At 41.8% G+C, this 25,733-nt stretch carries 22 protein-coding genes, 2 tRNA genes and 2 pseudogenes; 19 read left to right on the plus strand and 7 right to left on the minus strand.

Annotated elements, in window-relative coordinates:
• The first annotated feature begins 24 nt into the window (after nucleotides 1-24).
• From icd to JCM16418_RS01305, 16 genes and pseudogenes are all read left to right on the plus strand, one after another.
• Nucleotides 25-1,319, plus strand: a pseudogene (icd, locus tag JCM16418_RS01230) (NADP-dependent isocitrate dehydrogenase).
• A 15-nt stretch (nucleotides 1,320-1,334) separates the two neighbouring features.
• Nucleotides 1,335-2,276 carry a malate dehydrogenase gene (gene mdh, locus JCM16418_RS01235; RefSeq protein WP_036645367.1) on the plus strand — a complete coding sequence of 314 codons (942 nt, stop codon included), beginning with the start codon at nucleotides 1,335-1,337 and terminating at the stop codon, nucleotides 2,274-2,276.
• Nucleotides 2,277-2,411: 135 nt separating this feature from the next.
• Nucleotides 2,412-2,837, plus strand: a complete 426-nt coding sequence (locus tag JCM16418_RS01240; RefSeq protein ID WP_036645372.1) for a hypothetical protein — start codon at nucleotides 2,412-2,414, stop codon at nucleotides 2,835-2,837.
• Nucleotides 2,838-3,038: 201 nt separating this feature from the next.
• Entirely contained in the window at nucleotides 3,039-3,908 is an 870-nt protein-coding gene (locus JCM16418_RS01245; RefSeq protein WP_036645373.1) for an SDR family oxidoreductase, read from the plus strand.
• A 174-nt stretch (nucleotides 3,909-4,082) separates the two neighbouring features.
• The gene (locus JCM16418_RS01250; RefSeq protein ID WP_081765282.1) at nucleotides 4,083-5,093 is read left to right on the plus strand and encodes a bile acid:sodium symporter family protein; all 1,011 of its coding nucleotides are present in this window, start codon (nucleotides 4,083-4,085) and stop codon (nucleotides 5,091-5,093) included.
• Nucleotides 5,094-5,149: 56 nt separating this feature from the next.
• Nucleotides 5,150-6,946 carry a two-component system histidine kinase PnpS gene (gene pnpS, locus JCM16418_RS01255; RefSeq protein WP_036645375.1) on the plus strand — a complete coding sequence of 599 codons (1,797 nt, stop codon included), beginning with the start codon at nucleotides 5,150-5,152 and terminating at the stop codon, nucleotides 6,944-6,946.
• Between the two features lie 130 nt (nucleotides 6,947-7,076).
• On the plus strand, nucleotides 7,077-7,811 hold the full coding sequence (locus tag JCM16418_RS01260; RefSeq protein ID WP_036645377.1) for a response regulator transcription factor: 735 nt from the start codon (nucleotides 7,077-7,079) through the stop codon (nucleotides 7,809-7,811).
• A gap of 122 nt (nucleotides 7,812-7,933) precedes the next feature.
• Nucleotides 7,934-9,082 carry a methyl-accepting chemotaxis protein gene (locus JCM16418_RS01265; RefSeq protein WP_036645379.1) on the plus strand — a complete coding sequence of 383 codons (1,149 nt, stop codon included), beginning with the start codon at nucleotides 7,934-7,936 and terminating at the stop codon, nucleotides 9,080-9,082.
• A 160-nt stretch (nucleotides 9,083-9,242) separates the two neighbouring features.
• Nucleotides 9,243-9,998 (plus strand): phosphate ABC transporter ATP-binding protein PstB, encoded by a 756-nt coding sequence (gene pstB / locus JCM16418_RS01270; protein ID WP_036645381.1) that lies wholly within the window; start codon nucleotides 9,243-9,245, stop codon nucleotides 9,996-9,998.
• Between the two features lie 52 nt (nucleotides 9,999-10,050).
• The gene (gene phoU / locus JCM16418_RS01275; RefSeq protein WP_036645382.1) at nucleotides 10,051-10,710 is read left to right on the plus strand and encodes a phosphate signaling complex protein PhoU; all 660 of its coding nucleotides are present in this window, start codon (nucleotides 10,051-10,053) and stop codon (nucleotides 10,708-10,710) included.
• Nucleotides 10,711-11,007: 297 nt separating this feature from the next.
• Entirely contained in the window at nucleotides 11,008-11,643 is a 636-nt protein-coding gene (locus JCM16418_RS01280) for a T6SS immunity protein Tdi1 domain-containing protein (protein WP_052019961.1), read from the plus strand.
• Between the two features lie 145 nt (nucleotides 11,644-11,788).
• Nucleotides 11,789-14,455, plus strand: coding sequence for a DNA polymerase I (gene polA, locus JCM16418_RS01285; RefSeq protein ID WP_036645383.1), 2,667 nt, complete (start codon nucleotides 11,789-11,791; stop codon nucleotides 14,453-14,455).
• 69 nt (nucleotides 14,456-14,524) lie between these two features.
• Nucleotides 14,525-15,355 (plus strand): DNA-formamidopyrimidine glycosylase, encoded by an 831-nt coding sequence (gene mutM, locus JCM16418_RS01290; protein ID WP_036645385.1) that lies wholly within the window; start codon nucleotides 14,525-14,527, stop codon nucleotides 15,353-15,355.
• A 139-nt stretch (nucleotides 15,356-15,494) separates the two neighbouring features.
• Entirely contained in the window at nucleotides 15,495-16,304 is an 810-nt protein-coding gene (locus tag JCM16418_RS01295) for a manganese efflux pump (RefSeq protein ID WP_036645387.1), read from the plus strand.
• 14 nt (nucleotides 16,305-16,318) lie between these two features.
• Entirely contained in the window at nucleotides 16,319-16,915 is a 597-nt protein-coding gene (coaE, locus tag JCM16418_RS01300; RefSeq protein WP_036645390.1) for a dephospho-CoA kinase, read from the plus strand.
• The gene (locus JCM16418_RS01305) at nucleotides 16,912-17,478 is read left to right on the plus strand and encodes a lytic transglycosylase domain-containing protein (RefSeq protein WP_036645392.1); all 567 of its coding nucleotides are present in this window, start codon (nucleotides 16,912-16,914) and stop codon (nucleotides 17,476-17,478) included. Before coaE ends, JCM16418_RS01305 begins: the two co-directional genes overlap by 4 nt.
• Before the next feature lie 82 nt (nucleotides 17,479-17,560).
• On the opposite strand, the gene JCM16418_RS01310 is transcribed toward JCM16418_RS01305, so the two are convergent.
• A complete protein-coding gene (locus tag JCM16418_RS01310; protein WP_036645394.1) occupies nucleotides 17,561-17,782 on the minus strand; it encodes an alpha/beta-type small acid-soluble spore protein in 222 nt (73 codons plus the stop codon).
• A gap of 118 nt (nucleotides 17,783-17,900) precedes the next feature.
• On the opposite strand from JCM16418_RS01310, the gene nrdR reads away from it, so the two are divergent.
• The 3 genes from nrdR (at nucleotide 17,901) to JCM16418_RS01325 (ending at nucleotide 18,837) form a co-directional block, all read left to right on the plus strand.
• Nucleotides 17,901-18,377, plus strand: a complete 477-nt coding sequence (gene nrdR / locus JCM16418_RS01315; protein WP_036645397.1) for a transcriptional regulator NrdR — start codon at nucleotides 17,901-17,903, stop codon at nucleotides 18,375-18,377.
• Between the two features lie 303 nt (nucleotides 18,378-18,680).
• A tRNA-Ala gene (locus JCM16418_RS01320) sits at nucleotides 18,681-18,756 on the plus strand.
• Nucleotides 18,757-18,764: 8 nt separating this feature from the next.
• Nucleotides 18,765-18,837: transfer RNA gene (locus JCM16418_RS01325), tRNA-Lys, on the plus strand.
• A 138-nt stretch (nucleotides 18,838-18,975) separates the two neighbouring features.
• Here JCM16418_RS01325 and JCM16418_RS01330 read toward each other — a convergent pair.
• The 6 genes and pseudogenes from JCM16418_RS01330 to JCM16418_RS25530 form a co-directional block, all read right to left on the minus strand.
• On the minus strand, nucleotides 18,976-20,160 hold the full coding sequence (locus JCM16418_RS01330; protein WP_036646055.1) for a TerD family protein: 1,185 nt from the start codon (nucleotides 20,158-20,160) through the stop codon (nucleotides 18,976-18,978).
• 195 nt (nucleotides 20,161-20,355) lie between these two features.
• Nucleotides 20,356-21,557, minus strand: a pseudogene (locus JCM16418_RS01335) (MFS transporter).
• Between the two features lie 25 nt (nucleotides 21,558-21,582).
• Nucleotides 21,583-22,164: a TetR/AcrR family transcriptional regulator gene (locus JCM16418_RS01340; protein ID WP_036645400.1), complete on the minus strand. Its 582-nt coding sequence runs from the start codon at nucleotides 22,162-22,164 to the stop codon at nucleotides 21,583-21,585.
• A gap of 174 nt (nucleotides 22,165-22,338) precedes the next feature.
• Complete coding sequence (locus JCM16418_RS01345; protein WP_036645402.1) at nucleotides 22,339-24,018, minus strand: type 2 periplasmic-binding domain-containing protein; 1,680 nt, start codon at nucleotides 24,016-24,018, stop codon at nucleotides 22,339-22,341.
• A 99-nt stretch (nucleotides 24,019-24,117) separates the two neighbouring features.
• On the minus strand, nucleotides 24,118-25,215 hold the full coding sequence (locus JCM16418_RS01350) for an AraC family transcriptional regulator (RefSeq protein WP_242403673.1): 1,098 nt from the start codon (nucleotides 25,213-25,215) through the stop codon (nucleotides 24,118-24,120).
• 61 nt (nucleotides 25,216-25,276) lie between these two features.
• Nucleotides 25,277-25,732 (minus strand): response regulator, encoded by a 456-nt coding sequence (locus tag JCM16418_RS25530; RefSeq protein ID WP_242403674.1) that lies wholly within the window; start codon nucleotides 25,730-25,732, stop codon nucleotides 25,277-25,279.
• Nucleotide 25,733: the final 1 nt, after the last annotated feature.

Consider the following 25,733-nt stretch of genomic DNA (forward strand, 5'->3'; position numbering starts at 1 on the left):
AAAATATGAAGGAGGAAATTATAAATGTTTAAATTAGAAAAGTATGCACTACCTACTGAGGGCGACAAAATTGAAATTAAAGACGGAGTATTGACGGTTCCTAACAACCCGATTATTCCTTTTATCGAAGGTGACGGAACTGGCCGTGACATCTGGAAAGCGTCTAAGCGTGTATTGGATGCAGCCGTTGAGAAAGCATACAGCGGATCTAAGAAAATTGCTTGGTACGAAGTATTTGCCGGCGAAAAGGCTTTTGATACTTACGGAGAATGGTTGCCAAACGATACACTTGAAGCAATTCGTGAATATATCGTAGCTATCAAAGGACCTTTGACTACACCAATCGGTGGCGGTATCCGTTCCCTGAACGTAGCATTGCGTCAAGAGCTTGATCTATACGTATGTCTGCGTCCTGTTCGTTATTTCAATGGTGTTCCTTCACCTGTTAAACGTCCTGAACTTGTTGACATGGTTATCTTCCGTGAGAACACTGAAGATATCTATGCTGGTATCGAATATCAAGAAGGTTCTGATGCAGTTAAGAAATTGATCGGATTCTTGCAAAATGAAATGGGAGTTAACAAAATCCGTTTCCCTGAAACTTCTGGTATCGGTATTAAGCCAGTGTCTGAAGAAGGTTCTAAACGTCTAGTACGTGCAGCAGTCGAATATGCTATCGAGCATGGTCGTAAGACTGTAACTCTAGTACACAAAGGTAACATCATGAAATTTACTGAAGGTGCTTTCAAAAACTGGGGATATGAAGTGGCTGAGCAAGAGTTTGGCGACAAAGTCTTCACTTGGCACAATATGATCTAATCAAAGAAAAAGACGGTACAGATGCTGCTAATGCTGCTCAAACAGCTGCTGAAGCTGAAGGTAAAATCATCGTTAAAGATGCAATTGCCGACATCGCTTTGCAACAAGTTCTGACTCGTCCAACGGACTTTGATGTTATTGCAACATTGAACTTGAATGGTGACTACTTGTCCGACGCTCTAGCAGCTCAAATCGGTGGTATTGGTATCGCTCCAGGAGCGAACATCAACTACGTGACTGGACATGCTATCTTTGAAGCTACGCATGGTACGGCTCCGAAATATGCTGATAAAGACGTGGTAAACCCAGGTTCTGTAATTCTTTCAGGCGTTATGTTGCTTGAGCATTTGGGATGGAAAGAAGCTGCTGATCTGATTTATAAAGGTATGGAAAGCTCTATTAACAGCAAAACGGTTACTTATGATTTCGCACGTCTAATGGATGGTGCAACAGAAGTTAAATGTTCTGAGTTTGCCGACCACGTTATCAATAACATGTAGGGGAGAGATCTACTCATGGCTTTGACACGTAAAAAAATCACTGTCGTAGGTGCCGGTTTCACCGGCGCTACTACAGCTTTGATGCTGGCACAAAAAGAACTGGGTAACGTCGTACTACTTGACATTCCACAGCTTGAAAACCCAACTAAAGGTAAAGCTTTGGATCTATTAGAAGCAAGTCCAGTACAAGGCTTTGATAGCCAAATCACGGGTACTGCTAACTATGAAGATGCTGCTGATTCTGACATCGTGATTATTACAGCTGGTATTGCTCGTAAACCAGGCATGAGTCGTGATGATCTTGTTAACACAAATGCAGGAATTATTAAATCAGTCTGCGAAAATGTTAAAAAATATGCTCCAGAATCTATCGTTATCATACTTAGTAACCCAGTTGATGCTATGACTTATGCCGCGTTTGAAACGCTTGGCTTCCCTAAAAACCGTGTTATCGGTCAATCTGGTGTATTAGATACGGCTCGCTATTGTACATTTATTGCTCAAGAGTTGAACGTATCTGTTGAAGATGTACGCGGATTTGTACTTGGTGGACACGGGGATGATATGGTTCCACTTGTGCGTTATTCTAGCGTTGGTGGGATTCCGATCGATACCCTGATCTCTGCTGAACGTATTCAAGAAATTGTACAACGTACTCGTGTAGGTGGTGGCGAGATTGTCAACCTATTGGGTAACGGTAGTGCATATTATGCGCCAGCAGCTTCTCTTGTTCAAATGACTGAAGCTATACTGAAGGACAAGAAACGGATTATTCCGGTTATTGCCCGGATGGAAGGCGAATATGGTTATAACGATATTTTCTTCGGCGTACCTGCTGTTCTTGGTGGCAATGGTATCGAGAAAGTATTTGAACTTGAATTAACTGTAGAAGAGAAAGCGGCTTTGGATAAATCTGCTGAATCTGTAAAGAATGTCATTTCGGTAGTTAAGGTATAATATATCTTAAAAGTGTCAAGAATTCGAACAGGAAACCTCTTAAAGTGATGCAACTTTGGAGGTTTTCTTTTCTTTTCTTTTGGTTAAATAGTATAATAGATGTAATATATATCACGTAATGGAGGGGTTTTTGTAATGTATCAAGTTATGATATTCGTACATATTTTAGGGGCACTTGCCTTGGGTTTCTATCTTGTCCTGCCTTTTGTGGTTGGAAAAGTAACCAAGCTGTCTCTACCTGCACAAGAAGGTAGTGCAGCTGCAATCCGTAGTTTGAACACATTTGCTCAGTTCGCACTCGTTATTCAGCTACTCACAGGTGGTTACTTGATGAGTAAGGGTGACTACTCTGTGCCTTGGATGATCGTAGTCGTGGTGTTGCTTGTAGCGATTGGAGCCATTGGTGGGATCATGGGTAAACCACTTCGCCTTGCAATGGATGGTATTCAGAAGAAACGTGATATTTCAGTTGAAGCTGGAAAAATCCGCACGCTTAGCGCACTACTTGCTATTTGTGTGTTGATTATGACTTTCTTCATGGTTTACAGAGATATCATCTAATTGAAGTTTAAGACTTGAATAAAATCGGCATTCTCTTACTTGTTAAGAGAGTGCTTTTTTTGTGTTTGTTTAATCTATTTAGAAATGTGGTAAATAAGGAACTGTAAGAAGAATAATCATTCTGCCTTCTGCCATCCTAACGTGGAAGGTGGGTCACTCTAGAATGGAACGTTCAAACTAGTATTGAGAGGAGAATGACTCATGTCAGGAAACGAGCAAACGAAACAAACACTACCCCCACAACATCAGAATCAACAGCCAGGAATAGAGTCTGAGATGCATCCGCGCCCACAGTACGAGTCCAAAGATTATAAGGCTGCAGGAAAGCTACAGGGTAAGCATGTTATTATAACGGGTGGGGACAGCGGTATTGGACGAGCCGTAGCTGTTACTTTTGCCAAAGAGGGCGCAGATATTACAATTATCTACTTAAATGAACATGAGGATGCCAAGGAAACAGAGCGTTTAGTTAAGGAAGAGGGGCGCAAATGTTTGCGTATAGCTGGAGATATTGGCGAAGAAAGCTTTTGTCAGAACGCAGTCAAGCAGACCGTTGAGGCTTTCGGTTCTCTTGATATTCTTATTAATAATGCAGCGGAGCAGCATCCACAGCAACGAATTGAAGATATCACCGCAGAACAGTTTGAGAAAACATTCCGTACGAATATTTTCGGCATGTTCCATATGACCAAGGCAGCGATGCCTCATTTGAAAAAGGGAAGTGCAATCGTCAATACGGCGTCGATCACCGCGTATCGCGGGAGTCCAACGCTTATCGACTATTCAGCTACTAAAGGTGCAATAGTCAGCTTTACACGTTCACTATCCATAAACGTAGCTGATAAAGGGATACGTGTGAATGCAGTCGCTCCAGGACCGATCTGGACACCGCTCATTCCTTCCACCTTTGATGAGGAACATGTGAGTGAATTTGGCGCTACTCAGCCCATGAAACGCCCGGGACAGCCAGAAGAATTAGCTCCTGCTTATGTGTATTTGGCATCAGATGACGCCTCTTATGTAAGCGGACAAGTGATTCATGTCAATGGTGGCGAAGTTGTTAACGGATAATTGAGTGAAGGCTTACAAAGAAGGATCATTCCGAGGGTATCTTGGGATTATCCTTCTTTTTGTGTTTTTTGAGAAAGTCCAGCTTGTAAGAATGTGCTATGATTAGACTCACAATGAATGAGAGATATTTCTACATAATTGCAGTAATTCTTTATAAGAGAGGAGGCATAATTGATGAGGTCATGGGGTTTATCTTTTGCTGAATGGTTTGAAAAATACATGTTTGTGTTGATTCCCGGCTCACTTCTGCTCGGATTTATGCTGTCCTCGGTCATGCTACCCTACGTTTCTTATATCCCTTATTTATTCGGTTACATAACGTTTATCATGGCACTTGGATGTGGAAGAACTCATCTGAAGCAGGTTGTAATGCGTCCGGCTCCCATACTACTTACGTTAGTTCTTGCTCATGTGTTAGCTCCAATATTTGCATATGGATTGGGCTCAATGTTATTCGGCATGGATTCTGATTACACCATTGGATTGGTCTTGTTTGCGATCATTCCCTTAGGTGTATCCTCTGTGCTATGGGTAGGTCAATCCCATGGAAACGTGACGCTCATGCTAGCGATGGTTGTATTGGATTCAGCATTAAGTCCGTTCGTTGTGCCAGGTCTAATCGAAGTATTCTTCGGTACGTCGATTAAGTTTGATAGCTTAGGGTTGATGAAAGATTTAATGATAATCGTGGTGGTTCCTACTCTGGTAGGAGTTGGGCTACATGATCTATCAGCAGGCCAATTGAAACAACAGCTGGCTCCGGTTGCTGTTCCGTTATCAAAGATTGCGTTCTCACTTGTCGTTATGTTAAATGCAGCAGCTATTGCACCTCAAGTGTCGAAGCTGAAACACGACATGGTAATAGTTATTCCAGCAATTATCGCGGTGGTTGGTTTATATTATGCTTTAGGTTATTTTGGTTCGTATGCTCTTCGCAGACCTCTGCGTGAAATTAGAGTTACCGTAGCTTATGCCTCGGGCATGCGTAACATTTCGCTAGGCATGGTATTAGCCATGTCTTACTTCTCCCCCAAAGCATCGGTGCCAGTAGTGCTAGGTATTATGGTGCAACAGCCGATCGCTACGATATTTCATGCGGTGGTCAAAAAATGGGTTCCTTTGGAGCCAAAAGGAGATATGACTGCAACTTCTGCTGGCAAAAACGGTTCATTCAAGATAGGATAGGATAAGTTAGCGAGGCCTTATAAATCTATGAATCCTATTCGAAAAGGAAGTCGATGATGAAACCGTTCCGTGTCAGATTGACCATTATTTTAATGATCATGATTGGTATTTCCATGCTTGGAGCAGGCATTACGATGGCTCAGGTATTTAAAAATTCGCATATAACGGCACTAGAAGAAAATATGACCCGGGAAATAAAGCTACTCAGTAGTACATTTGATTTTCGTCCTAGTCAAAATGAAGAATCGATTGCTTACTACACGGGTGAGGCCAAAAAGCTGGGTGCTCTTATGGAATCTAGGGTCACTTTTATAGCGAAGAACGGTCAAGTCATTGGAGATTCCGAAATCGATCCACTTCAAATGGATAATCATATTGGGCGTGAGGAGATTAAATCAGCAATTCATGAGGGTGTGGGACATGCTATTCGTTACAGCTCCACGCTTGGCGAAAATATGCTGTATGTCGCAGTACCTGTCGTTTCAGGCGGGAATTATGATGGATTTATACGAATCTCCGTCAGCCTAGAAGCAGTTGATATGGGTGTGCGTAAGGGCTGGACATTAATGGGAACAGGCTTAATTATCTTGTTTGTGATTGCTGCCTTAATTAGCTACCGTGTAGCTGCTAGCTTGACTTCGCCGCTTGAGAAGATCACGAAGGTTGCTAGACGGATCTCAAGTCTAGATTATGATGCAAGGGTGCAGGTAACCCGTAAGGATGAGATTGGTCAGCTTGCTAAAGCGATTAATGCTATGGCTGACAGTCTTCAGATGCAGCTTCGGACGATTCGAGATAATGAGAATTTGCTCCAAAGCGTGCTTGATAACATGACAGGTGGCATCGTGATGGTCAATGAAGAAGGGAAAATTGCACTTCTGAATCCGGCCGCAGAGAGTATGCTGAATGTGAAGAGTTCACAAGTAACGGGACATTCCTATCTAGAGCTGAAACAACATTATGAGCTCTCTAAGCTAATTAAAGAGGGAATTGAGCGACGTGAAGCACTGCATGAGGAACGAAGTGTATACAGTCCAGAAGAGAAGCGGCTTCAGTTAGATGGATTGTTGATGCAAAATGAAGATCAATCTTATATGGGTATGTTATTCCTTTTACAAGATGTGACTGCATACCGCAGATTGGAGAATATGCGTAGTGAATTTGTTGCAAACGTATCTCATGAGCTGAAGACACCGGTTGCTGCGGTAAAAGGGTTTGCGGAGACGCTTCTTGGTGGCGGTGTAACGGACGAGAAGACGGCGCGTTCATTCCTACAAATTATTTATGATGAGAGTGAGCGGCTGAATCGTTTGATCAGTGATATTCTTGATTTATCGAAGATTGAGTCTAAGCGATCACCTATGGATTTTGCACCTGTACATGTTTCCTCGTTTTTTGCTTCCATGCTTGAAACGATGAGAACAGTAGCTCAGAAGAAACGCATTACATTGCATGGTGACATACCGGATGAACTTTTCCTTGAGGCAGATGAAGACAAGCTAAGACAAATTTGTATTAACTTGTTATCGAATGCGGTAAGTTACACTCAAGATGGAGGACGTGTAGAATTTATCGTGCGTGATAAGCTGGACGAAGAAGGCAATGAGAAGGTAACCATTACCGTATCAGATACGGGTATTGGCATACCTAGGAAGGATCTTCCGCGTATCTTTGAACGATTTTACCGGGTGGATAAGGCCAGATCAAGAGGATCAGGCGGAACTGGACTTGGTTTGTCTATCGTGAAGCATTTAGTGGAACTGCATCATGGAACAATTAGTGTAGAAAGCGAGCTTAGTATTGGGACATCGTTTACGGTAGAACTCCCGCTTATGCAAGAATCCGAAATGTAATCAATGAAATTCGTTGAAGTCGGCAAATGTTTGTAAAAAGAATGCTTCTTTTACACACAGTTAACATTAAGGTGATAAGATAAAGCTTGTCAGTAATGTAGGTTCGAACAGAAAAGGGGGTACCTGTAGGATGGCTCAACGGTTGTTGGTAATTGAAGATGAACCGACTCTGGCCAGATTGCTCTCTTATAATTTGACGCAAGAAGGCTATGAAGTCACCATAGAAGATCATGGGACAGCAGGTTATGAACGTGCTGTACGTGAAACGTACGATTTGATTGTTCTAGACTTGATGCTACCGGGAATGGATGGTTTTGAAATTCTGGGTAAGCTGCGTGGTAAGGGAATTGTAACACCTGTCATTATACTTACAGCGAAGAATGCAGAAGAAGAAGTCGTTCAGGGCTTGAAATTAGGTGCGGATGACTACATTACGAAGCCTTTCGGCGTATCGGAACTTTTGGCACGTGTGAACACTGTTCTTAGACGTATTTCAGGTCAGACGGAAGAGATAAAGACTATTCCAGAATCGCCAACATCGGCAATAACCTTAGGACAGCTCGAAATTTATCCAGAGAAATACGAGGTAATGCTCGGAAGTACAAGTATTAATTTACGCCCCAAAGAATTTGAAGTACTGCTCTATCTTGCCCGTAAGCCGGGGGTCGTCCTCACTCGAGATGATTTAATGAATGCAGTGTGGGGATTTGACTATATTGGTGGACAACGGACGGTTGATGTTCATGTCAGCTCATTACGTAAAAAGCTGGAGCTGGACCCCGAATCGGTTCATATTGATTCCATTCGCGGTGTAGGCTACAAATTGGTCGTTAATAAGAAAAGAAGCTCCCATCTAAGCTCTTAGGATGGTAGCTTCTTTTTTTTATATATACGAGTATATATTACACTCCATTAACGAGATCCGAACATTCGGAAAACACATTTACGTTATGATGCGGCTAGAGAACAGATGAGGGGGAGAACGATATGGGTTTACTATTTGCAGAACGCATCATTGTAAATGAGACAAAAAAAATGGAGCATGAGATGTATCCACCCCAGCAAGTACGAGATTCTCGCATTACTGCTCGCGACTATTGCCGTCCGGTACCCGCATTACATGGTGACCTTTCTTGTAGGGAAGTTCTTACTTTATTAAGGCAGCAGCCGCTCATTCCTTGCATGGTTGTATGTGAAGAAGGAAGCAAACCTGCGGGTTTAATTATGAGAGATACATTCTATCGCAAGCTGACAGGACGTTTTGCCGCTGAAATATATTATTCGCGTTCCGTAGATTTATTTGCGGATATGGACGCGCTTATGATTGATATCAACACCGCTCCCCATACCATTATTGAACTCGCTTTGAAGAGGCCAGAAGCATTATTCTATGACTGCGTTATTTTAACGGAACATGGCAAATTGAGTGGTGTGATCACTGTACAGGATTTGATGATCATGTCCGGTGAGCTACAGTCTGATGCTGAGAAACAGCGAACACTCACCATTCAAGGGAACTATACCCATGTGCATGAGATGGAAGTTTCTCTACAAGAGGTGACTGTCGCAGCTAAGGAAACGTTAGATGAATGTCATCGAATGAACGAATGGACACGCAATGGTAGAACGAAGCTAGATGAAGTTGGGCAATCGTATACAAAAGTCGTGGAAAATATGCATGAGCAACAGCAACAAGTAACTAAACTAATTGACGACGTGGACTCGATCTCTTCACTAACAAAGGGAATTACGGAGCTTGCGGATAAAAGTGGATTGTTAGCCATCAATGCTTCGATTGAAGCCGCTCATGCTGGAGAGCATGGTCGAGGCTTTCAGATTGTGGCAGCAGAGGTACGAATGCTTGCTTCACAGACGCGAAAGTTTGCAGAGGATATAACTAATCTGCTTGGGAACATCAGCCGCCTCGCGACAGAGACTGGAGAGCTGACGATTTTAGGGGTTGCTGAGATTCACGCAAGTGCTGCCTATGTTTCTGAAGGTGGCAAGCTGTTCGGAGAGCTTGAGCAGGCAGTTCGTCATGTGGAGAACACAGGTGCTTCGGTACACAGACTTGCTGAGAACACTGCGAAACAGGCCGCTGATGTAAAAAAAGAGCTAGGTTCGGGTCTATCATAAGTTCCTAGAAGACTTTCTATCACATTTTACATAGAATTTACAATTATGGGACACAGCATTTACATATGAACATTAAAATTAAATATAGTTGTTGTTTGTAAATAATTTAGTAATAATCCGGCTGAATATCCCATTGTATAATAAGGAGACAAGATAGTTAATGGAAGACATTATTGATATCGAGCAGTTAAACTTATACTATGATCAATTTCACGCCCTGAAAAATATAAATTTGGATATTCCTGAGAAGACCATTACTGCATTTATCGGACCTTCGGGTTGCGGAAAGTCTACACTGCTTCGCACGCTGAATCGGATGAATGACATGATTGCGGGTACTCAAATTGATGGATCTGTAAAAATTAGCGGTAAAGAAATTTACAGTGATGACGTTCATGTTGAAGCACTCCGTAAACAAGTGGGAATGGTATTCCAACAGCCGAACCCTTTTCCGAAGTCAATCTATGACAATATCGCTTATGGCCCCCGTTTGCATGGGATTCGCGATAAGAAGACACTAGATGAAATCGTCGAACAAAGTCTGCGTCAAGCCGTTTTGTGGGATGAAGTGAAGGATTACTTGAAACGGTCAGCTCTTAGCCTTTCCGGTGGACAACAGCAGCGTTTATGTATCGCGCGTGCACTTGCAGTGCAGCCTGATATTCTATTGATGGATGAAGCTACCTCGGCACTAGATCCAATTTCTACACTTAAGATTGAAGAGCTAGTACAAGAATTGAAAGAGCAATATACCATCGTCATGGTTACTCATAACATGCATCAGGCAGCTCGCGTATCTGGTCGCACGGTCTTCTTCTTGAATGGTGAAGTTGTAGAAGCAGATGATACGAAGGAATTGTTCACGAACCCGCATGATTCGCGGACCGAAGATTATATTTCTGGACGTTTCGGTTAAGCGATCCGAATAGCATTAGCAAAATGACTTGATTAGGGGGACAATAATAGACATGATTCGGAGAAAAGAGTTGGATCAGGACCTAGAAGAACTGCGCTCCTTGCTTCGTCAGATGGGGCAACACGTTGTTCATGCACTCGAAGAAGCTGTCGAGAGTCTGAAGACGCTGGACGCGGTGAAGGCACAGGAAGTGGTTAAGGATGACGTTAAACTCAATGCGATGGAAGAGCAAATTATGGAGATTGGTTCACGTCTGATTGTGACGCAGCAGCCAGTGGCAAAGGATTTGCGTAGAATCATCGTTGCTTTTAAAATTTCAAGTGATTTGGAAAGAATGGGCGATCTTGCGCTAGATGTAGCCAAAGTTACATTGCGACTGCAAGGCCAAGAGCTTATCAAACCACTTATCGATATCCCGCAAATGGCGAATATTGTTAAAATAATGATCGAGGAATCGATTACGGCTTACCTTGATGAGAATACAGATCTTGCTTATAAAATGGCTCAAGATGATGATCAGGTCGATCATCTATATAGCCAGATCATTACGGAATTATATTCCTATATGACGAACAACCCAGAAACATTATCGCAAGCGATGTTGCTTACATTGGTAGGACGTTATATCGAACGTATCGCTGACCACGCGACGAACATTGGTGAAAGCGCCGTTTACCTCGTAACCGGTCGTCGTCCTGATTTGAATCAGTAATTATTATTCATATTAAAGAAGCGCCGGGAAGTTATCCGGCGTTTTTTCTATTTGTAGGTAGCTGCGTCAACAAGATATAAAAATGAATATAGCAAAGATTCAGTTCCTACAGGAAAGGATGTAGATCACACTGTTGATTTGCAACTTCTAGGTTAGGATAATGTAAGTTGAACATGAAAACCTTTAGATCAGAGTGTTAATCGTAGTTTTCGGAACACAAATCCATAATCAAATTAAGATCTATAAGTATGGTACAAAATTCAATGATTTTTATATTAGTGATTGGGGAGTGATTAAATGTTCGAGCATTTCGTAAATTTCTTTGGTGCTTTTCAAGTAACGAAGTCCAATGAAATTAGTATTGATAAATTTAGTAGTTTACAAAGAAATACAGATGGATTTATTGAATTATTTAACTCACACAATGCTGAATGTTTTGGAAAAGGATTATACAGACTTCATGACTTATCGAATATTGAATATTGGAACGGTATAATTAGTGATGCATTTCCTGAGTTCTCTGATAGAATATCTTGTTTTGGATATGACTGGATGGGAAGGCAATTCACTCTTGACATGAAACGAATAGTAAATGGTCAGCCTCAGATATTGATGTTTGAACCTGGAACAGGAGAAGTATTGAGAATACCATGTAATTTTATCGATTTTCATGATGATGAGATTCCTAATTACCATAATGATTGTTTAGCTTCAGATTTTTACTTCAGTTGGAAATCACAGTTTAACGATAATCTTGAAAAAGATGAATGTGTTGGATATAAGGTAATATTATTCCTAGGAGGAGAAGATGTTGTTGGTAACTTAGAAAAAAGTAATATGGAGGTTTATTGGGATATTTGTGGTCAGTTAAGAACGCAGACAAAAGATTTGTCTGAAGGAACATTAATTAATATTATTAATATTGATAAGTAAATGCTGACCGGAGTAGTTGTATATTTGATAAAGACAATGAATAGCATTTTTAGACTCTAAAGAAACCACATGCGCTCCCATGTGGTTTCTTTGCGTCCTTATGGTATCATGAAAGCAGATCGTTTTTGAAAAGGGAAGGTGCGAAATGAACAAACTGATTCTTATAGATGGTAACAGTATTATTTACCGGGCATTTTTTGCAATGCCACCACTTACAAATACAAAAGGGTTACATACGAATGCCGTATACGGGTTCACGAATATGCTCCTACGTTTGATTGAGGATCATAAGCCAACGCATATGATGGTCGCTTTTGATGCGGGCAAAATCACATTTCGTCATGAAGGCTATCAGGAATATAAGGGTGGCCGTGAGAAGACTCCACCGGAGCTGTCGGAACAGTTCCCTCTATTAAAAGAGCTGCTGCGTGGATTGGGTATTGCTCAGTTTGAACTCAGTGGTTATGAGGCCGACGATATTATCGGTACGGTATCCAAGCTAGCAGAAGAAGCAGATAATCAGGTCCTCATCGTTTCGGGTGATAAGGATATGTTACAGCTGGCTTCAGACAGAGTACAGATTGGATTGACCCGTAAAGGGGTAACCGAGATTGAAGCTTATAATCCAGAGCAAATCATGGAGAGATATGGTCTTACTCCACTGCAGATTATTGATCTCAAAGGACTCATGGGTGATGCCTCAGATAACATCCCAGGGATTCCAGGGGTAGGAGAGAAGACGGGGCTGAAGCTCTTGCATCAGTTCGGTTCTGTGGAAGAAGTGCTCGCGAATACGCATGAATTAAAGGGCAAGATGAAAGAGAAGATTGAGGCGCATTCCGATGACGCAATTCTGAGTAAGAAGCTGGCGACGATTTTCCGTGAAGTGCCACTGGACAAGTCTTTTGATGAAATGGTGTTTGATGGACTGAAGGAAGAAACAGCTGGACCTGCGCTAGCGCATCTTGAATTTAAATCACTCTTAGAGCGGCTATCATTCGATGCCAAGGGTGGGGTGGAGAATGGTGACGATACACCAGATGTTCCGGCTAGGGAACTCGAGGTTAAGATTATAGATGAAGGTAATATCAATGAACTGGCTACTGTTTTAGATAAAATAGAAGTTATGACTGCGGAGACATACGGTGATAATCCTCATCATGCAGAAGTGGTAGGACTTGCTTTTTCTTCGCAGGAGGCTCATTACTTTGTACCGTTTGATGTACTGAAGACAGAGGCAGCAGAGCCACTTCGGGCATGGCTTGCAGAGCCAACCGCACCGAAGAGAGGTTATGACTTACATCGGGTTGATCTTGCCCTTCACTGGCATGATATCCCGTTTGCAGGAGCCGCTTTTGATGTGCAGTTAGCAGCTTATTTACTTGATCCTACGGAAGCGAATCAGAACATTAATGAATTGGCTTCAAAATATGGTTTAGCTGGACTTGCGTCTGATGAGATTGTGTATGGAAAAGGTGCGAAGTACAAGCTTCCTGATACCGCTGTGCTGAGTGAACATCTAGCGGGTAAGAATGCAGCGCTGCTTGAAATGATTCCTATGCAACAGCAAGAGCTGGATAAGAATGAAATGAATGAGCTTTTTCATGATTTGGAGATGCCTTTGTCACGGATATTGGCAGACATGGAGAAGCAAGGCATTGCTGTGAATAAAGATGATTTGATGAAGCTGGGTAAGGAATTTGAAGCTCAAATCAAAACCTTAGTGGATGAGGTTTATGAAATTGCAGGTACAGAATTCAACCTCAATTCACCGAAGCAATTGGGAGAAATTCTATTCGTTAAGCTAGGGCTCCCTGTCGTTAAAAAGACGAAAACAGGCTATTCCACGGATGCTGAAGTGCTGGAGAAGCTTGCGCCTTATCATGATATTGTTCGTCTTATTTTGCAGTATCGGACACTCGCGAAGCTGCAATCGACGTATGTGGAGGGGCTACTTAAAGAAATTTCACCGAAGACAGGTAAAGTCCATACGTACTATCGTCAGACGATTGCCGCAACCGGACGATTGAGCAGCCAATATCCGAATTTGCAGAATATTCCGATTCGACTGGAGGAAGGCCGCAAAATTCGCAAAGTCTTTGTGCCTTCAGAGCCAGATTGGTATATTCTTGCTGCCGATTATTCTCAAATCGAGCTTCGCGTGCTCGCTCATATCTCAGATGATCCAGGTCTGAAGGAAGCCTTCGTGCATGATATGGACATCCATACCAAGACAGCTATGGACGTCTTTGGTGTTCAGGCCGAGGATGTTGACGCAAACATGCGCAGATCAGCGAAAGCCGTTAATTTCGGCATCGTATACGGTATTAGTGACTATGGATTATCGCAGAACCTGAATATCACCCGTAAGGAAGCCGCGAAGTTTATCGATAATTACTTTGATGCATTTATCGGCGTGCGCCGCTATATGGATGATATCGTTAAGGACGCGAAGCGGGATGGTTATGTAACTACACTGCTTGAGAGAAGAAGATATCTACCTGAAATTAACGCGAGTAACTTCAATCTCCGTTCTTTTGCGGAAAGAACCGCAATGAATACACCGATACAAGGTACGGCTGCGGATATCATTAAGCTTGCTATGGTTCATATGGATGCTGCTCTGGCGCGCGAAAAACTGCAAAGCCGTATGCTGCTTCAGGTACACGATGAATTGATATTCGAAGTGCCGGAGTCAGAGCTTGAGATTATGAAGAAGCTGGTACCGGAAACGATGGAGAAGGCACTTAAACTGTCTGTTCCATTGAAAGCGGATGTCAGTTATGGCCTCAATTGGTATGAAGCCAAATAAAGGACTAAATTAAGGACCCCGAAGTCCGCTAATTTCCGTTATAATACATGGAGAGAGGTGGAATACATCATGCCAGAATTACCAGAGGTTGAAACGGTAAGAAGAACATTAAATGAATTAATCGCAGGCAAAAAAATAGACCGAGTAACTGTAAATTTGGCGAGAATTATTCAGCGCCCTGATGATATAGAGCAATTTGCGTTTTTGCTTGCAGGCCATACGATTCAAACGGTCGAACGTCGCGGTAAGTTTTTGCGAATCCTGTTAGATGGGGTCGTGCTTGTTTCCCATTTGCGGATGGAGGGACGGTACGGTCTGTTCCCCGCGGATGAACCTGTGGAGAAGCATACACATGTCATTTTCCATTTCGATGATGGAACGGAGCTTAGATATAAGGACGTTCGTCAGTTTGGAACGATGCATTTATTTCAGCCGGGCGAAGAATTTCAGTCTCCACCATTGTCCAAGCTAGGACTTGAACCACTCGATGCGGATTTTACATTCGATAAATTCTCAGCAACACTGGCTGGCAAGAAGACGAAGATTAAGTCAGTCCTTCTTAATCAGGCATACGTAGTCGGTATCGGGAATATCTATGTAGATGAGTCGCTGTTCCGTGCAAAGGTCCATCCGGAGCAGACAGCAAATACTTTGACTGATGAACAGCTACATGCTTTATATGATGCTATTATTGCTACGCTTCAAGAATCTGTTGAAGCTGGGGGTTCATCCATTAAATCCTATGTAAACGGTCAAGGTGAGATGGGCATGTTCCAGCATCAGCTCCAAATTTATGGACGTCAATCAAAGCCTTGTGTTGAGTGTGGTAGCGTTATTGAAAAAACGGTCGTAGGTGGGCGTGGAACTCATTACTGCCCATCCTGTCAACAGGTAAATTAAATAGTAGTGGGCGTGCACCCATGATTTGTTCCCTCCATATACTAGGATAGAATATCCAGCGGAAACGGCATGAACGGATTCCATATGGTGTGGTTTTCGTTCAAAACGCAAAACCGTTTCGGACAGGGAGGGAACAAGGGTGCTCAGTCACGTTGTTACACTGCTCTTGCTTGCATTTGCCTTAAGTTTGGACAGTTTTGGTGTTGGCATTACATATGGTCTGAGGCAAATGAAAATAACGCCGCTCTCGGTTATTATTATTTCACTTTGTTCGGGTGTTATTATTTATTTGTCGATGCAGGTTGGTGTATTGTTAGCTAAAGTTGTCGCCCCAAATGCAGCTTCGGCTGTCGGTGCCATTATTCTGATTATTATGGGATCATGGTCGCTTATTCAGCTCAGGCTTCAGAAGGAAAAAGGCGAAGAGGATGGATTGACGGAGAAATGCAATGACGATCAGGAAGAGCATGATCAAGCGTATGATCTGGAAAAGCATGAGCATGCAAATGATGCAGATTCAGATCCAAATGTAGGTCCTGAACAGATGGACGGAGCAGCATCCATTGCTTTGCACTTAGCTCCAACCGAAATGATAACTGCACCTGAGCAGACGGTGTTCTCATTTGAGATACGTAAACTTGGTTTGGTCATTCGAATTCTTCGTACGCCTTCATCGGCGGATGTCGATCAGTCAGGAAGTATAACGGGGCTTGAAGCGATGTGGCTTGGGATTGCACTATCACTAGATGCTTTTGGAGCGGGGCTTGGATTAGCTTTACTTGGGTTCTCACCCTTATGGACTGCAATGGTCATCGCTTTGTTCAGCGGATCTTTCCTAGTTATGGGGATGAAACTTGGATTTCGGTTCGCCTCAAAGACATGGATGCGCCACTTTACGGCCATGCCAGCAATATTGTTAATTATGATGGGAATAATAAAGCTGTTATGAGGTGATTAGAACACATGATTATCGGTTTAACCGGAGGAATAGCTACTGGAAAAAGCACTGTATCCTCGCTCTTACATCATAAAGGAGCCTTGATTATTGATGCCGACGTGATTGCCCGGGAAGTTATGCTTCCGGGCCACCCGGTTTTGGCCGAAGTTGTGAAGCATTTTGGACAAGCTATTTTATTGCCAGACGGACAGCTTAATCGAAAAATGTTAGGTGAGATTATATTTAATCAGCCAGGCGAGCGAGAGAAACTGAACCAAATCACCCATCCTGCGATTCGTCAGGAAATGTGGGATCGAATGCATTTTCAAAGTAAGGAATGTCCTTCCTGTTTAATCGTTGTAGATATTCCGTTATTATATGAGTCGGGTCTACAAACTATGTTTGAGCAGGTGCTTGTTGTATACACTCCTCGTAGCGTTCAGCTTCAGCGTCTAATGGAGAGGAATCAGCTCACTTTGGAAGAAGCCGAATCTCGGTTACATGCACAAATGGATATTGAAGAGAAGAAACAGCTTGCAAATCTGATTATTGACAATTCAGGAACCTTATCGGAAACAGGGCATCAAGTAGATCAATTGTGGCAAGACTTGAGGTTGTTATGACATTTTTACGTAAAAAGAGAGTGTTGCTTGTCCTATTCATTACGTTTGTTGTTTTGCTGTTTTTTACAACGAACTGGATGACCTTATTTTATCCCATACATTATAAAGAACATATTAAAGAGCAATCTGAGATTTACGAGGTGGATCCATTCCTTGTGGCTTCCATTATTCGAGTCGAATCCAATTATAAGACAGGTCGAGAGTCCAGAAAAGGAGCTCTTGGGATTATGCAATTAATGCCGGAAACGGCTAAGTGGGCTATGGAGATGGCCAAGCTGTCTGAAGTGACCATGGAGAATATTAAACATGAACCGAAGGCCAACATTCAAATTGGAACATGGTACATTAATAGCCTTTCTAAACAATTTAAAGGCAATCGTTTTGCAGTTATTGCCGCGTATAATGCTGGCCCAGGAAATGTAGAGAACTGGCTTAAGAAGGGTACTTGGGATGGGAGAGAAGAGACCATCAAGAATATCCCTTTTGGTGAGACAAGGCATTATGTACAGCGTGTAATCCATTATTATGATCAATACATGAGTATCTATGGTGGACAATTTTAATTCAGTTTATGGGCACTCATCCTAAATAAAAAAGTATTGGAGCAGCAGTAACCGCTGGCTCCAATACTTCTGATATTAAACATTATTTGAATTGGCCTGCTAATTGCTGTTCAGCCAGGGTTACCAGACGCTTCGTGATATATCCCCCGATCGAACCGTTCTCATAAGAAGTCATGTTACCTTGGTATCCATCTTGTGGAATGCTGATACCAAGTTCTTGAGCAACCTCATATTTCATTTGGTTGAGGGCTGCAGATGCTTTAGTTACTACAAGATTGTTGGAGTTGTTGTTGGATGAGCTCATTGCTGTTCACCTCCTCGCGATTTGTAAAAGTATTATGTGTCAAAGACGCCAACTTCATCACAAAATTTACGTTTATTTAATTGGAAATTATAGCTAGTACAAAGGAAGTGAGAAAAGTATGAAATGTCCCTACTGTGATTACATAGGTACTAAGGTGTTGGATTCACGTCCAGCTAATGATAATAAGTCAATTCGTCGTAGGCGTGAATGCGAACAATGCAGCCGTCGTTTCACTACGTTTGAGATGGTTGAGGAGACTCCGCTCATTGTTATTAAAAAGGATGGCAGTCGTGAAGAGTTCAGCCGTGATAAAATTCTACGTGGGCTCATTCGCGCCTGCGAGAAGCGTCCTGTATCGGTAGAACAACTTGAAGTGATTGTATCCGAAGTCGAGAAAGCATTACGTACCACTGCTGTAGCGGAGGTAGAGAGCCGGCAAATTGGTGAACTAGTGATGGAGCAGCTATATCCAGTAGACGAAGTGGCTTACGTCCGTTTTGCGTCCGTGTATCGTCAATTTAAAGACATCAATATGTTTATGAAGGAACTGAAAGGCTTGTTGTCTAAGAGCCCAAACGATGAAGAGGCGCTATAAAGGAATGAAACTAAAGAAAAGTTATGCCTTAGGCATAACTTTTCTTGCTTTTATGTATGATAAGGATGTACAAATGCTTGAATTTATTCTTTCGTATGAAAGCCATGGAGTCTATCCACAGATTTTCCTTCTTTAAAGATCATCAACACGGGCATACTCATAATCCGGTATTGAACCGAAGTTTTTAAATTGCTGCCAAATTGAAGCTAATCATGGATTGTGATATACATAAAATAAAATTGTTTAAAATAATTGACACCCTTAATTATTTTTGATAAGATATTAAATGTCGCTGAAACATATGGGGTCTTAGCTCAGCTGGGAGAGCGCGTCGCTGGCAGCGACGAGGTCAGGGGTTCGATCCCCCTAGATTCCACCAAGATATATGGACTCTTAGCTCAGTTGGTAGAGCAGTAGACTCTTAATCTATTTGTCCAGGGTTCGAGCCCCTGAGAGTCCATCATGATTTATGAAGAAACCACCTTTTATAGGTGGTTTTTTTGTTGTAGGAGCCCCTTATATTTAGGGGGCATCCCGGATTACCAGCGCGGAACGCAGCATAAGCGGAGGAGCAAGGCGACTGTAATTACCGCTAAACTTAGGTTTTAAACTCTACGGGTCCTACATCCATTTTAAAGGTACCATCTGGATAGAGGAGCGGACTTTGTTCAACTCCGCTGCGTGAATATTTCTCAACATGACTGACCTGCATCTCATTTTCACTAGTGAAGTCGATTTGTGCAATAGCTACCCAGTAAGCAAAATTATTCTTTTGGTGAAGAGGAGCCGTAACAACTTGACCTTGATGGTTATCTACGACTGCACGGGCTTTCATCTTCTTAAAACTACCGAAACCATTACTGATTGCGCTATAAGCTGCAAACATAACGTATTTGAGTTCTTCTGGTCGATGAATTTGTATGGTTTCCTTACCTTGAACTTGTGCATCGCCATCAAGCTGGATGAAGGGTGTTTTATTAGGCGAACCAAGATTGCGGTAATATATTTTACCAACCTTATCATTTTTGGTTACATAGAAGCAGTATAAGTCGAGATCTTTTTTTGCTTCCCATTCCAATGTCGCTGTAACCTTTGCTGATTTTTGAATCTTAACACGTTCTTCTTTTTTTAATTCTAATTTAACAAAATGGATGGGTGCTGCCGGAGCAGGAATGTCAGGAACAGGAACTATTGTCTCATTTGCTACACTCACTTCGGCTTGTACATCCTCTGACACATCGAGTCCAAAGCTTTGAACAAGAGCCATCAGACCACCATTAAACCCGCTCCCAATAGCATTGAACTTCCACTCCCCATTATGTAAGTAGAGCTCACCTATAACAATTGCGGTTTCATCACTAAGTCCTTGTCCAAAGTTAAACTGGCCAATCTCTTCCCCATTCTGATAATTATAGATTCGGCATACGGCATTCTGAACCTTTGCAAATGAATGGCCGTTAAGCTCTCCTTCATGAATGGTTAGTGTAATGGCAACTTTTGAAATGTCATCCGGGACCTGCGCTACAGTAATATGAATGCTTTCTCGGTCACCATGTACTTGTTCGGAATGAATGACTGCATTTAACCTACTGGTTGTTTGATTATAAAAGATCATATCCTCGTCACGGCTGCATATTCCATGTTCATTTAATAGAAAAGCAGATGCATTAATATCAATCTTGAGATCCTCAGTCTGCCAAATAAGTCCAATTCCGATCTCTGGGATGGTTCTCCCTTTTGTTACCTCTACTTTCTGGCCCTTTGTAATGATCAACGCAATCACTCCTTGAGAATGGAAATACATTCCTATATGTGACTTGAGTATAGCATAGGGATAATGAATTCGAGAAGGGCGCTTCTCTACGATCTCCATTACTCCATACTTCTTAAGGATTCCATCATAGATGTATCGGGGATTTGTTACAAACACACAAAAACACGTCAAATGTGGCGTGTTTTTGTGTGTTTAGTGAAGTATTTATTTCCCCAAGCTATAATCTGCTTGTTTTGCTTTCCACATCATTGTAATGACAAGACCAATGAACATAATGACAGCAGCAAAGAGATAAGGATAGTTGATGTTAACATCAAATAATATACCGGCTAACGCGGGCCCGGCAATATTGCCCAAGCTTGTATAAGTTGAGTTCATTCCGGCGATAAATCCTTGTTCTTTTTCGGCACTTTTTGATAAATAGGTCGTTAATGCGGGTCGTAGCAAGTCAAATGCGAGAAAGATGAAGCAAGTTACTAGCAAAATGGCTACATAACTTGAGATCATGGTGGATGCAACTGCTAATACGACGCCAGTAATTAAGCATATCTGGATGAGTTTCTTTTCACCGAGTTTTTGTACCATTTTACCAAACATAAAGACCTGAACAACAACCCCGAATATTGAGCTTAGTGTAATTATGGTAGCGATATCTCGCGGTGTGAAACCAAATTTATGATCAGAATACAGACTAAATACAGTTTCATATTCTGATAAACCAAAGGCCAGTACAAACACAATAATAAAGGCAATCAAATATAGTGGCTGGAATGAGCGTTTGATATCACTTAGAAAGTTTGTATCTTTTTTAAGCTGTGCCATTTCCAACAACTGCTGTTTAGTTTGTGGTTCTTTTAGAATAAATAGAGATGAAATACATGTGAATAATGCAAAGCCACCCGCAAAGTAGAATGGTGCGCGTATACCCAGCTCAGCAATAAAACCTCCAATGCCTGGACCAATAATAAAACCGAAACTAATGGCGGCAGAAATATAGCCCATCGCTTTTGGTCTTTCCTCTACTGATGTAATATCAGCAACATAGGCAGTAACGGCTGGCATAATAAATGCACCACTTATACCTCCTAGAATTCTAGAAAAATAAAGAATGGATACATGTGTCGCTAACCCAAAGATTACCTCTGATACACTGAAGAGGAGTAAGCCGATGATAATCATTTTCTTTCTGCCATATGTGTCAATCCAACGTCCTGCTAGGGGAGACATCAGTAATTGTGCAAACGCAAAGACCGCCATAAGATAACCCATTGCTTGGCCTGATAAATGCATCATGTTCATAAAGGATGGCATAACAGGAATGATGAGTCCGACGCTAGAAAAACAATGAATATGTTACTTAATAAAATGAGTAAGACTGTTTTTTGTTCTTTCAATGGTTTCTTCATGATGTAATACCTCTCTTTTGTAAAATCATCGCTGTGAAATACCTCTCCAAAATACGGTCCAAGAGGCATTTAGTTTATCGTTTAGCCGTTTTTCATTATTCCCATATGCAAGCTCTAACATGATTGAATCAACTACACCTAAGAAGGCAAGAGTAGGAGTGGAGGCGGTATCCTCCATGATGGCCTTAGCATCGATCCAATCTTGAAATTTGCTTTCTAGAATGGTTTGTATCTTTATTTCCGTATCTTTGACTTCCTCATTAATCGCTGATGCCAAATGGAGAGGTGGGAAGAATGATATACGCAGCCAGAACTTTAACTGCTCATTCTTCTGAAATAAATCAATGACCAATTGCAAATATCCAAATAAATCCCCTTTGGGATTAAGGGTATCCACGTTACTCAAATATTGTAGTATCGATGAGATTTCTGCTTCTTTGGCATCTTGTAAAACTTGTAGAAATAGATCATCTTTTCCTTTGAAATGGGCATAAAGAGACTGTTTTCTCATACCTACATCTTCGGCAATTTGAGACAGAGAGGCTCCCTCATACCCATGAATGGTAAAAAATTTTAAAGCGACGTCTTTAATCTCCTTACTTTTCATTAGCATCACCTCAATATTAACGAACGTTCGTCAGTTATTTTAACAAATTTAAATTTTTTATACAAATGTCAATTGCTCACATTGGATAGACATATGAAACTTATCCTTTACAACTTACAGAAAATCAAACAGGCTACAGATCATTTGCGATGATCTGTAGCCTGTTTGAAAGTATTATTTTGCAGATACGGACTTGAACCATTCATTTACTTCTTTAGTAATTTGGTCACCGCCATTAGCTTTCCAGCTAGTAACGAATTGATCATATGCATCAGCAGGGAGCTGGCCATAAATAATTTTATTGAACGTTTCCATCTCAGATTGACGTAGAAGATTCCATTTCGTAATCATCGTAGGAGTTGCTGCACCTGTGAAATAGTTTTGCTTACGAATGTCCATTTGGGACATAACAATTTTGGCAGCTGCCCAGTTTTCTGGCTTACGGAACTCAGCCATTTGCTTCTCATAAGGTGTTTCTGGTTTCTTACCGTCTGCAAGTTTAACTAATGTCTCCATGTACAAACTAGGTATACGTGCTGGTCCTGTTAGGAATGGGAACTCATTGGAGAAACCTTTGATCTTCTCTTTATCACTCGTAGGTTTTCCATCAATGACATCCCAGTCATACCCTTTTGCAAAACCATATTCATACGGACTACCGGCTTTAGGATTAGCTAAATTGTCTAACAAGTAGTTGTAATATAGGAAGATGGCTTCTGGATGCTTAGCATCTTTATTGATCATGATACTCGCATTTACACCGGAATTTTGCCATTTTGTACCCATCAATCCATCGGGTCCTGCTGGAACTGGATAAGCCTTGTACTTCGCACCTTTGACGTTCTTAATCAAGTCGGGAGCAGGCCAATCCGGAACCCAGTTTGCTCCTGGCAGAACGCCAGCTTGCCCTTTTGTCCAGCTCTCGGCTGACTTACCTTCATCCCATAGAGCAGCATCAGTATGGATATAACCTTTGTTCATCCATTCATTCAGCTTGGTAAGGGCTTGCTTAGCACCTGGATTGATTGAACCATACTCCAGATTGCCATTGGCATCTTTGTTCCATTGTTCTTCAATGGTACCATAGGCTCCAAACAACCAATCGAGTCCACCCATCCATGTATTCGTATTATTCTTTAAAGAGATAGCTAGAGGGAATACATCTTTAGGAGCCAGACCATCAGGGTTTTGGTTTTTAAATTTATCCATAATATTTTCTAGATCGGCAATGGTTTTTGGTGCTTGAAGATTTAGTTTTTCCATCCAATCTTCACGCAGCCATAACAAGGTATCATCGTTATCTGTGTACTCCATGATAGGCAAGTTATATTTCTTACCATCTTTGGTGAAAGGGTACCATAGTTCAGGATGTTCTTTCGCATGGTCTTTCAGCGTCTGATTGGCATATTTCTCAAACAGATCATCAATTGCAATGAATTGGCCTGAATCAATTAATTGATTTGTTAACACGGCATTCGTTGGTACGGAAACGAAGTCAGGCATTTTCTCGCCAGATGCAATGGACAGCTGTAGCTTTTGTCTATATTGATCATCGCTTGCAGGATACCATGTATCTTTATGCTTAATGCCCAGTGTCTCAAGCATCCAACGGTCATGTACGTTATTTTCCTTCGTATCGCCTTGAACATATTTCTTAGGCATTAGTACGGAGCTAATCTCAATAGGTGGATCATATTTTCCTTTAGCGAAGGCTGCATCGGCTTCAGAGCTGCTAGCATTTTTTGAACCGGTATCACCTGTTGCTGCGGTATCTTTGGTCGATCCGTTACAGGCTGTGAGTGTAATCATTGTCATGATCATGAGAAAAGACCCTATTTTTTTAAATTTGACCATTTTTATTCCCCCTACTTGTGTATGTCTTAGCATGATGTAACTGTATCAACGATTGGGGGAGTGCATCTATATGAGTTTATTAGTTTTGATAGGACTCTATCATGTTATATGTTTACCGTCCCTATATTCTTGAGGTGTAACTCCAAACTGACGTTTAAATACTTTGATAAAATAAGCCGGGTCCATATATCCGATATCCATGCTGATTTCATACACTTTTTTACTTGTTGTCTTAAGCTTATGACAAGCTCGTTCCATACGAAGACGAGAGACATATTCGCTTATGCCTTCACCTGTTTCAATCTTATAAATTTTAGATAAATGGGTTGGGTGCAGATTGACATGGTCAGCGAGAACACGTAAAGAAACATCTAGATGTAAGTTGTCATGGGTGAATTGTTGAATCTTTTTAACGTATAGAGAACGGATATCTTTGATTTCATCTGAAGTTCCATCTTTGAGCTTATGGAGCATGCTAAGAGACCATTTTCGTAGCTTATTAATGGATGAGAAGGCTTCTCCGCTTTGTAATTCTTCAATATCCGTGCCAAGCAGTTTTGCAAGCGAATGACCGTTTCGATGTGCAAGATTGGTAAAAGAAGCGCAAATTAAAAAGCCTGCCTCCATACAGTGCTCCCATGATTCGGGCCACTTGTCATCTAGTTCGGCACATACCGCTACCAGCTTAGCTTCGGCGGCTTCCCAGTGACCTGCCTCAAGCATATTTAACAGAGAAGGTGGGGTATACAGCGCATCTAATGGTCCTTGGGCAGGGGTATGTTCTAATTCACTGACCCGCATGATGAATTCCTGTTCATCTCCTACAATCTGGCGGAAATAAGAGGTCGCTTGCCGGAAGCGTTCTGGTAGCTGCTGCGGGAATTCAAACCATTCCGTGAAGACAATGGACAGTGTACCTTTGAGAAACTGCTTTACCTTATACTGAAGCTGAAGAGAAAGCCGCTCAAGCATATTTTCGACGCTAATGTCAGTGCTGTTCTTCTTGAGCTGTACTAGAAATACAAGGTATCCATGTTCCTCCTTGACACCCCATACCTCCATAAATTCGCCCATGATTTCTTCGGTCATATTCATGATGGCATATTCGATTAAGGGCTGCCCATTGTTCTTGTATTGTCCGAACTCTTCCTCGAGCCGTATAAGCATTAGAGCGCAGCCTTTTTGGGTGAATGGCAAACCATAATCGCTTAGTTTTCGCTCCCAATCCTCTGTAGATAGCCTGTGACCATGCAAAGCATCAAGCAGAAGCTGTCCACGCAGAATCGGTAGGTTCTCCCGAAGTATGTTGAGTACGTTCTAGTGAACTAATCAGTTCCCATTCGTTTTTCAGTTGCGAGATCGCGGTTTCAACGGCGCTGAATAATTCAAGGTCTGTTGGAGGCTTTAGTAAATAATCTACGGCATTATGCTGTAGAGCTTTCTTGGTAAATTCGAAATCAGAATGCCCGGATAAAATGATGCATTTAATTTTTCGATTCTTTATTTTAATTTGTTCAATTAACTCAATGCCTGACATTTCAGGCATTTGGACATCAGATAGTACAATATCAATGGGATGTATGTCAATAATTTGAAGCGCTTCCATGGCAGAATAGGCTTTATGCACATATTCAATTCCAAGGGTACCCCAAGGTTTATTCATGGATAAATTATCTACCCAGTGAGCTTCATCGTCTACTATGATCATCTGCATG

It is taken from the genome of Paenibacillus pini JCM 16418 (assembly GCF_000576305.1).
In the GTDB taxonomy this organism is placed as follows: Bacteria; Bacillota; Bacilli; order Paenibacillales; family Paenibacillaceae; genus Paenibacillus_AQ; species Paenibacillus_AQ pini.

Bases quoted from the DNA above. Each gene is read 5' to 3' on its own strand.
- mdh (WP_036645367.1), top strand. From the start codon at position 1,335: ATGGCTTTGACACGTAAAAAAATCACTGTCGTAGGTGCCGGTTTCACC.
- JCM16418_RS01240 (WP_036645372.1), top strand. From the start codon at position 2,412: ATGTATCAAGTTATGATATTCGTACATATTTTAGGGGCACTTGCCTTG.
- JCM16418_RS01245 (WP_036645373.1), top strand. From the start codon at position 3,039: ATGTCAGGAAACGAGCAAACGAAACAAACACTACCCCCACAACATCAG.
- JCM16418_RS01250 (WP_081765282.1), top strand. From the start codon at position 4,083: ATGAGGTCATGGGGTTTATCTTTTGCTGAATGGTTTGAAAAATACATG.
- pnpS (WP_036645375.1), top strand. From the start codon at position 5,150: ATGAAACCGTTCCGTGTCAGATTGACCATTATTTTAATGATCATGATT.
- JCM16418_RS01260 (WP_036645377.1), top strand. From the start codon at position 7,077: ATGGCTCAACGGTTGTTGGTAATTGAAGATGAACCGACTCTGGCCAGA.
- JCM16418_RS01265 (WP_036645379.1), top strand. From the start codon at position 7,934: ATGGGTTTACTATTTGCAGAACGCATCATTGTAAATGAGACAAAAAAA.
- pstB (WP_036645381.1), top strand. From the start codon at position 9,243: ATGGAAGACATTATTGATATCGAGCAGTTAAACTTATACTATGATCAA.
- phoU (WP_036645382.1), top strand. From the start codon at position 10,051: ATGATTCGGAGAAAAGAGTTGGATCAGGACCTAGAAGAACTGCGCTCC.
- JCM16418_RS01280 (WP_052019961.1), top strand. From the start codon at position 11,008: ATGTTCGAGCATTTCGTAAATTTCTTTGGTGCTTTTCAAGTAACGAAG.
- polA (WP_036645383.1), top strand. From the start codon at position 11,789: ATGAACAAACTGATTCTTATAGATGGTAACAGTATTATTTACCGGGCA.
- mutM (WP_036645385.1), top strand. From the start codon at position 14,525: ATGCCAGAATTACCAGAGGTTGAAACGGTAAGAAGAACATTAAATGAA.
- coaE (WP_036645390.1), top strand. From the start codon at position 16,319: ATGATTATCGGTTTAACCGGAGGAATAGCTACTGGAAAAAGCACTGTA.
- JCM16418_RS01305 (WP_036645392.1), top strand. From the start codon at position 16,912: ATGACATTTTTACGTAAAAAGAGAGTGTTGCTTGTCCTATTCATTACG.
- JCM16418_RS01310 (WP_036645394.1), bottom strand. From the start codon at position 17,782: ATGAGCTCATCCAACAACAACTCCAACAATCTTGTAGTAACTAAAGCA.
- nrdR (WP_036645397.1), top strand. From the start codon at position 17,901: ATGAAATGTCCCTACTGTGATTACATAGGTACTAAGGTGTTGGATTCA.
- JCM16418_RS01340 (WP_036645400.1), bottom strand. From the start codon at position 22,164: ATGAAAAGTAAGGAGATTAAAGACGTCGCTTTAAAATTTTTTACCATT.
- JCM16418_RS01345 (WP_036645402.1), bottom strand. From the start codon at position 24,018: ATGGTCAAATTTAAAAAAATAGGGTCTTTTCTCATGATCATGACAATG.
- JCM16418_RS25530 (WP_242403674.1), bottom strand. From the start codon at position 25,732: ATGCAGATGATCATAGTAGACGATGAAGCTCACTGGGTAGATAATTTA.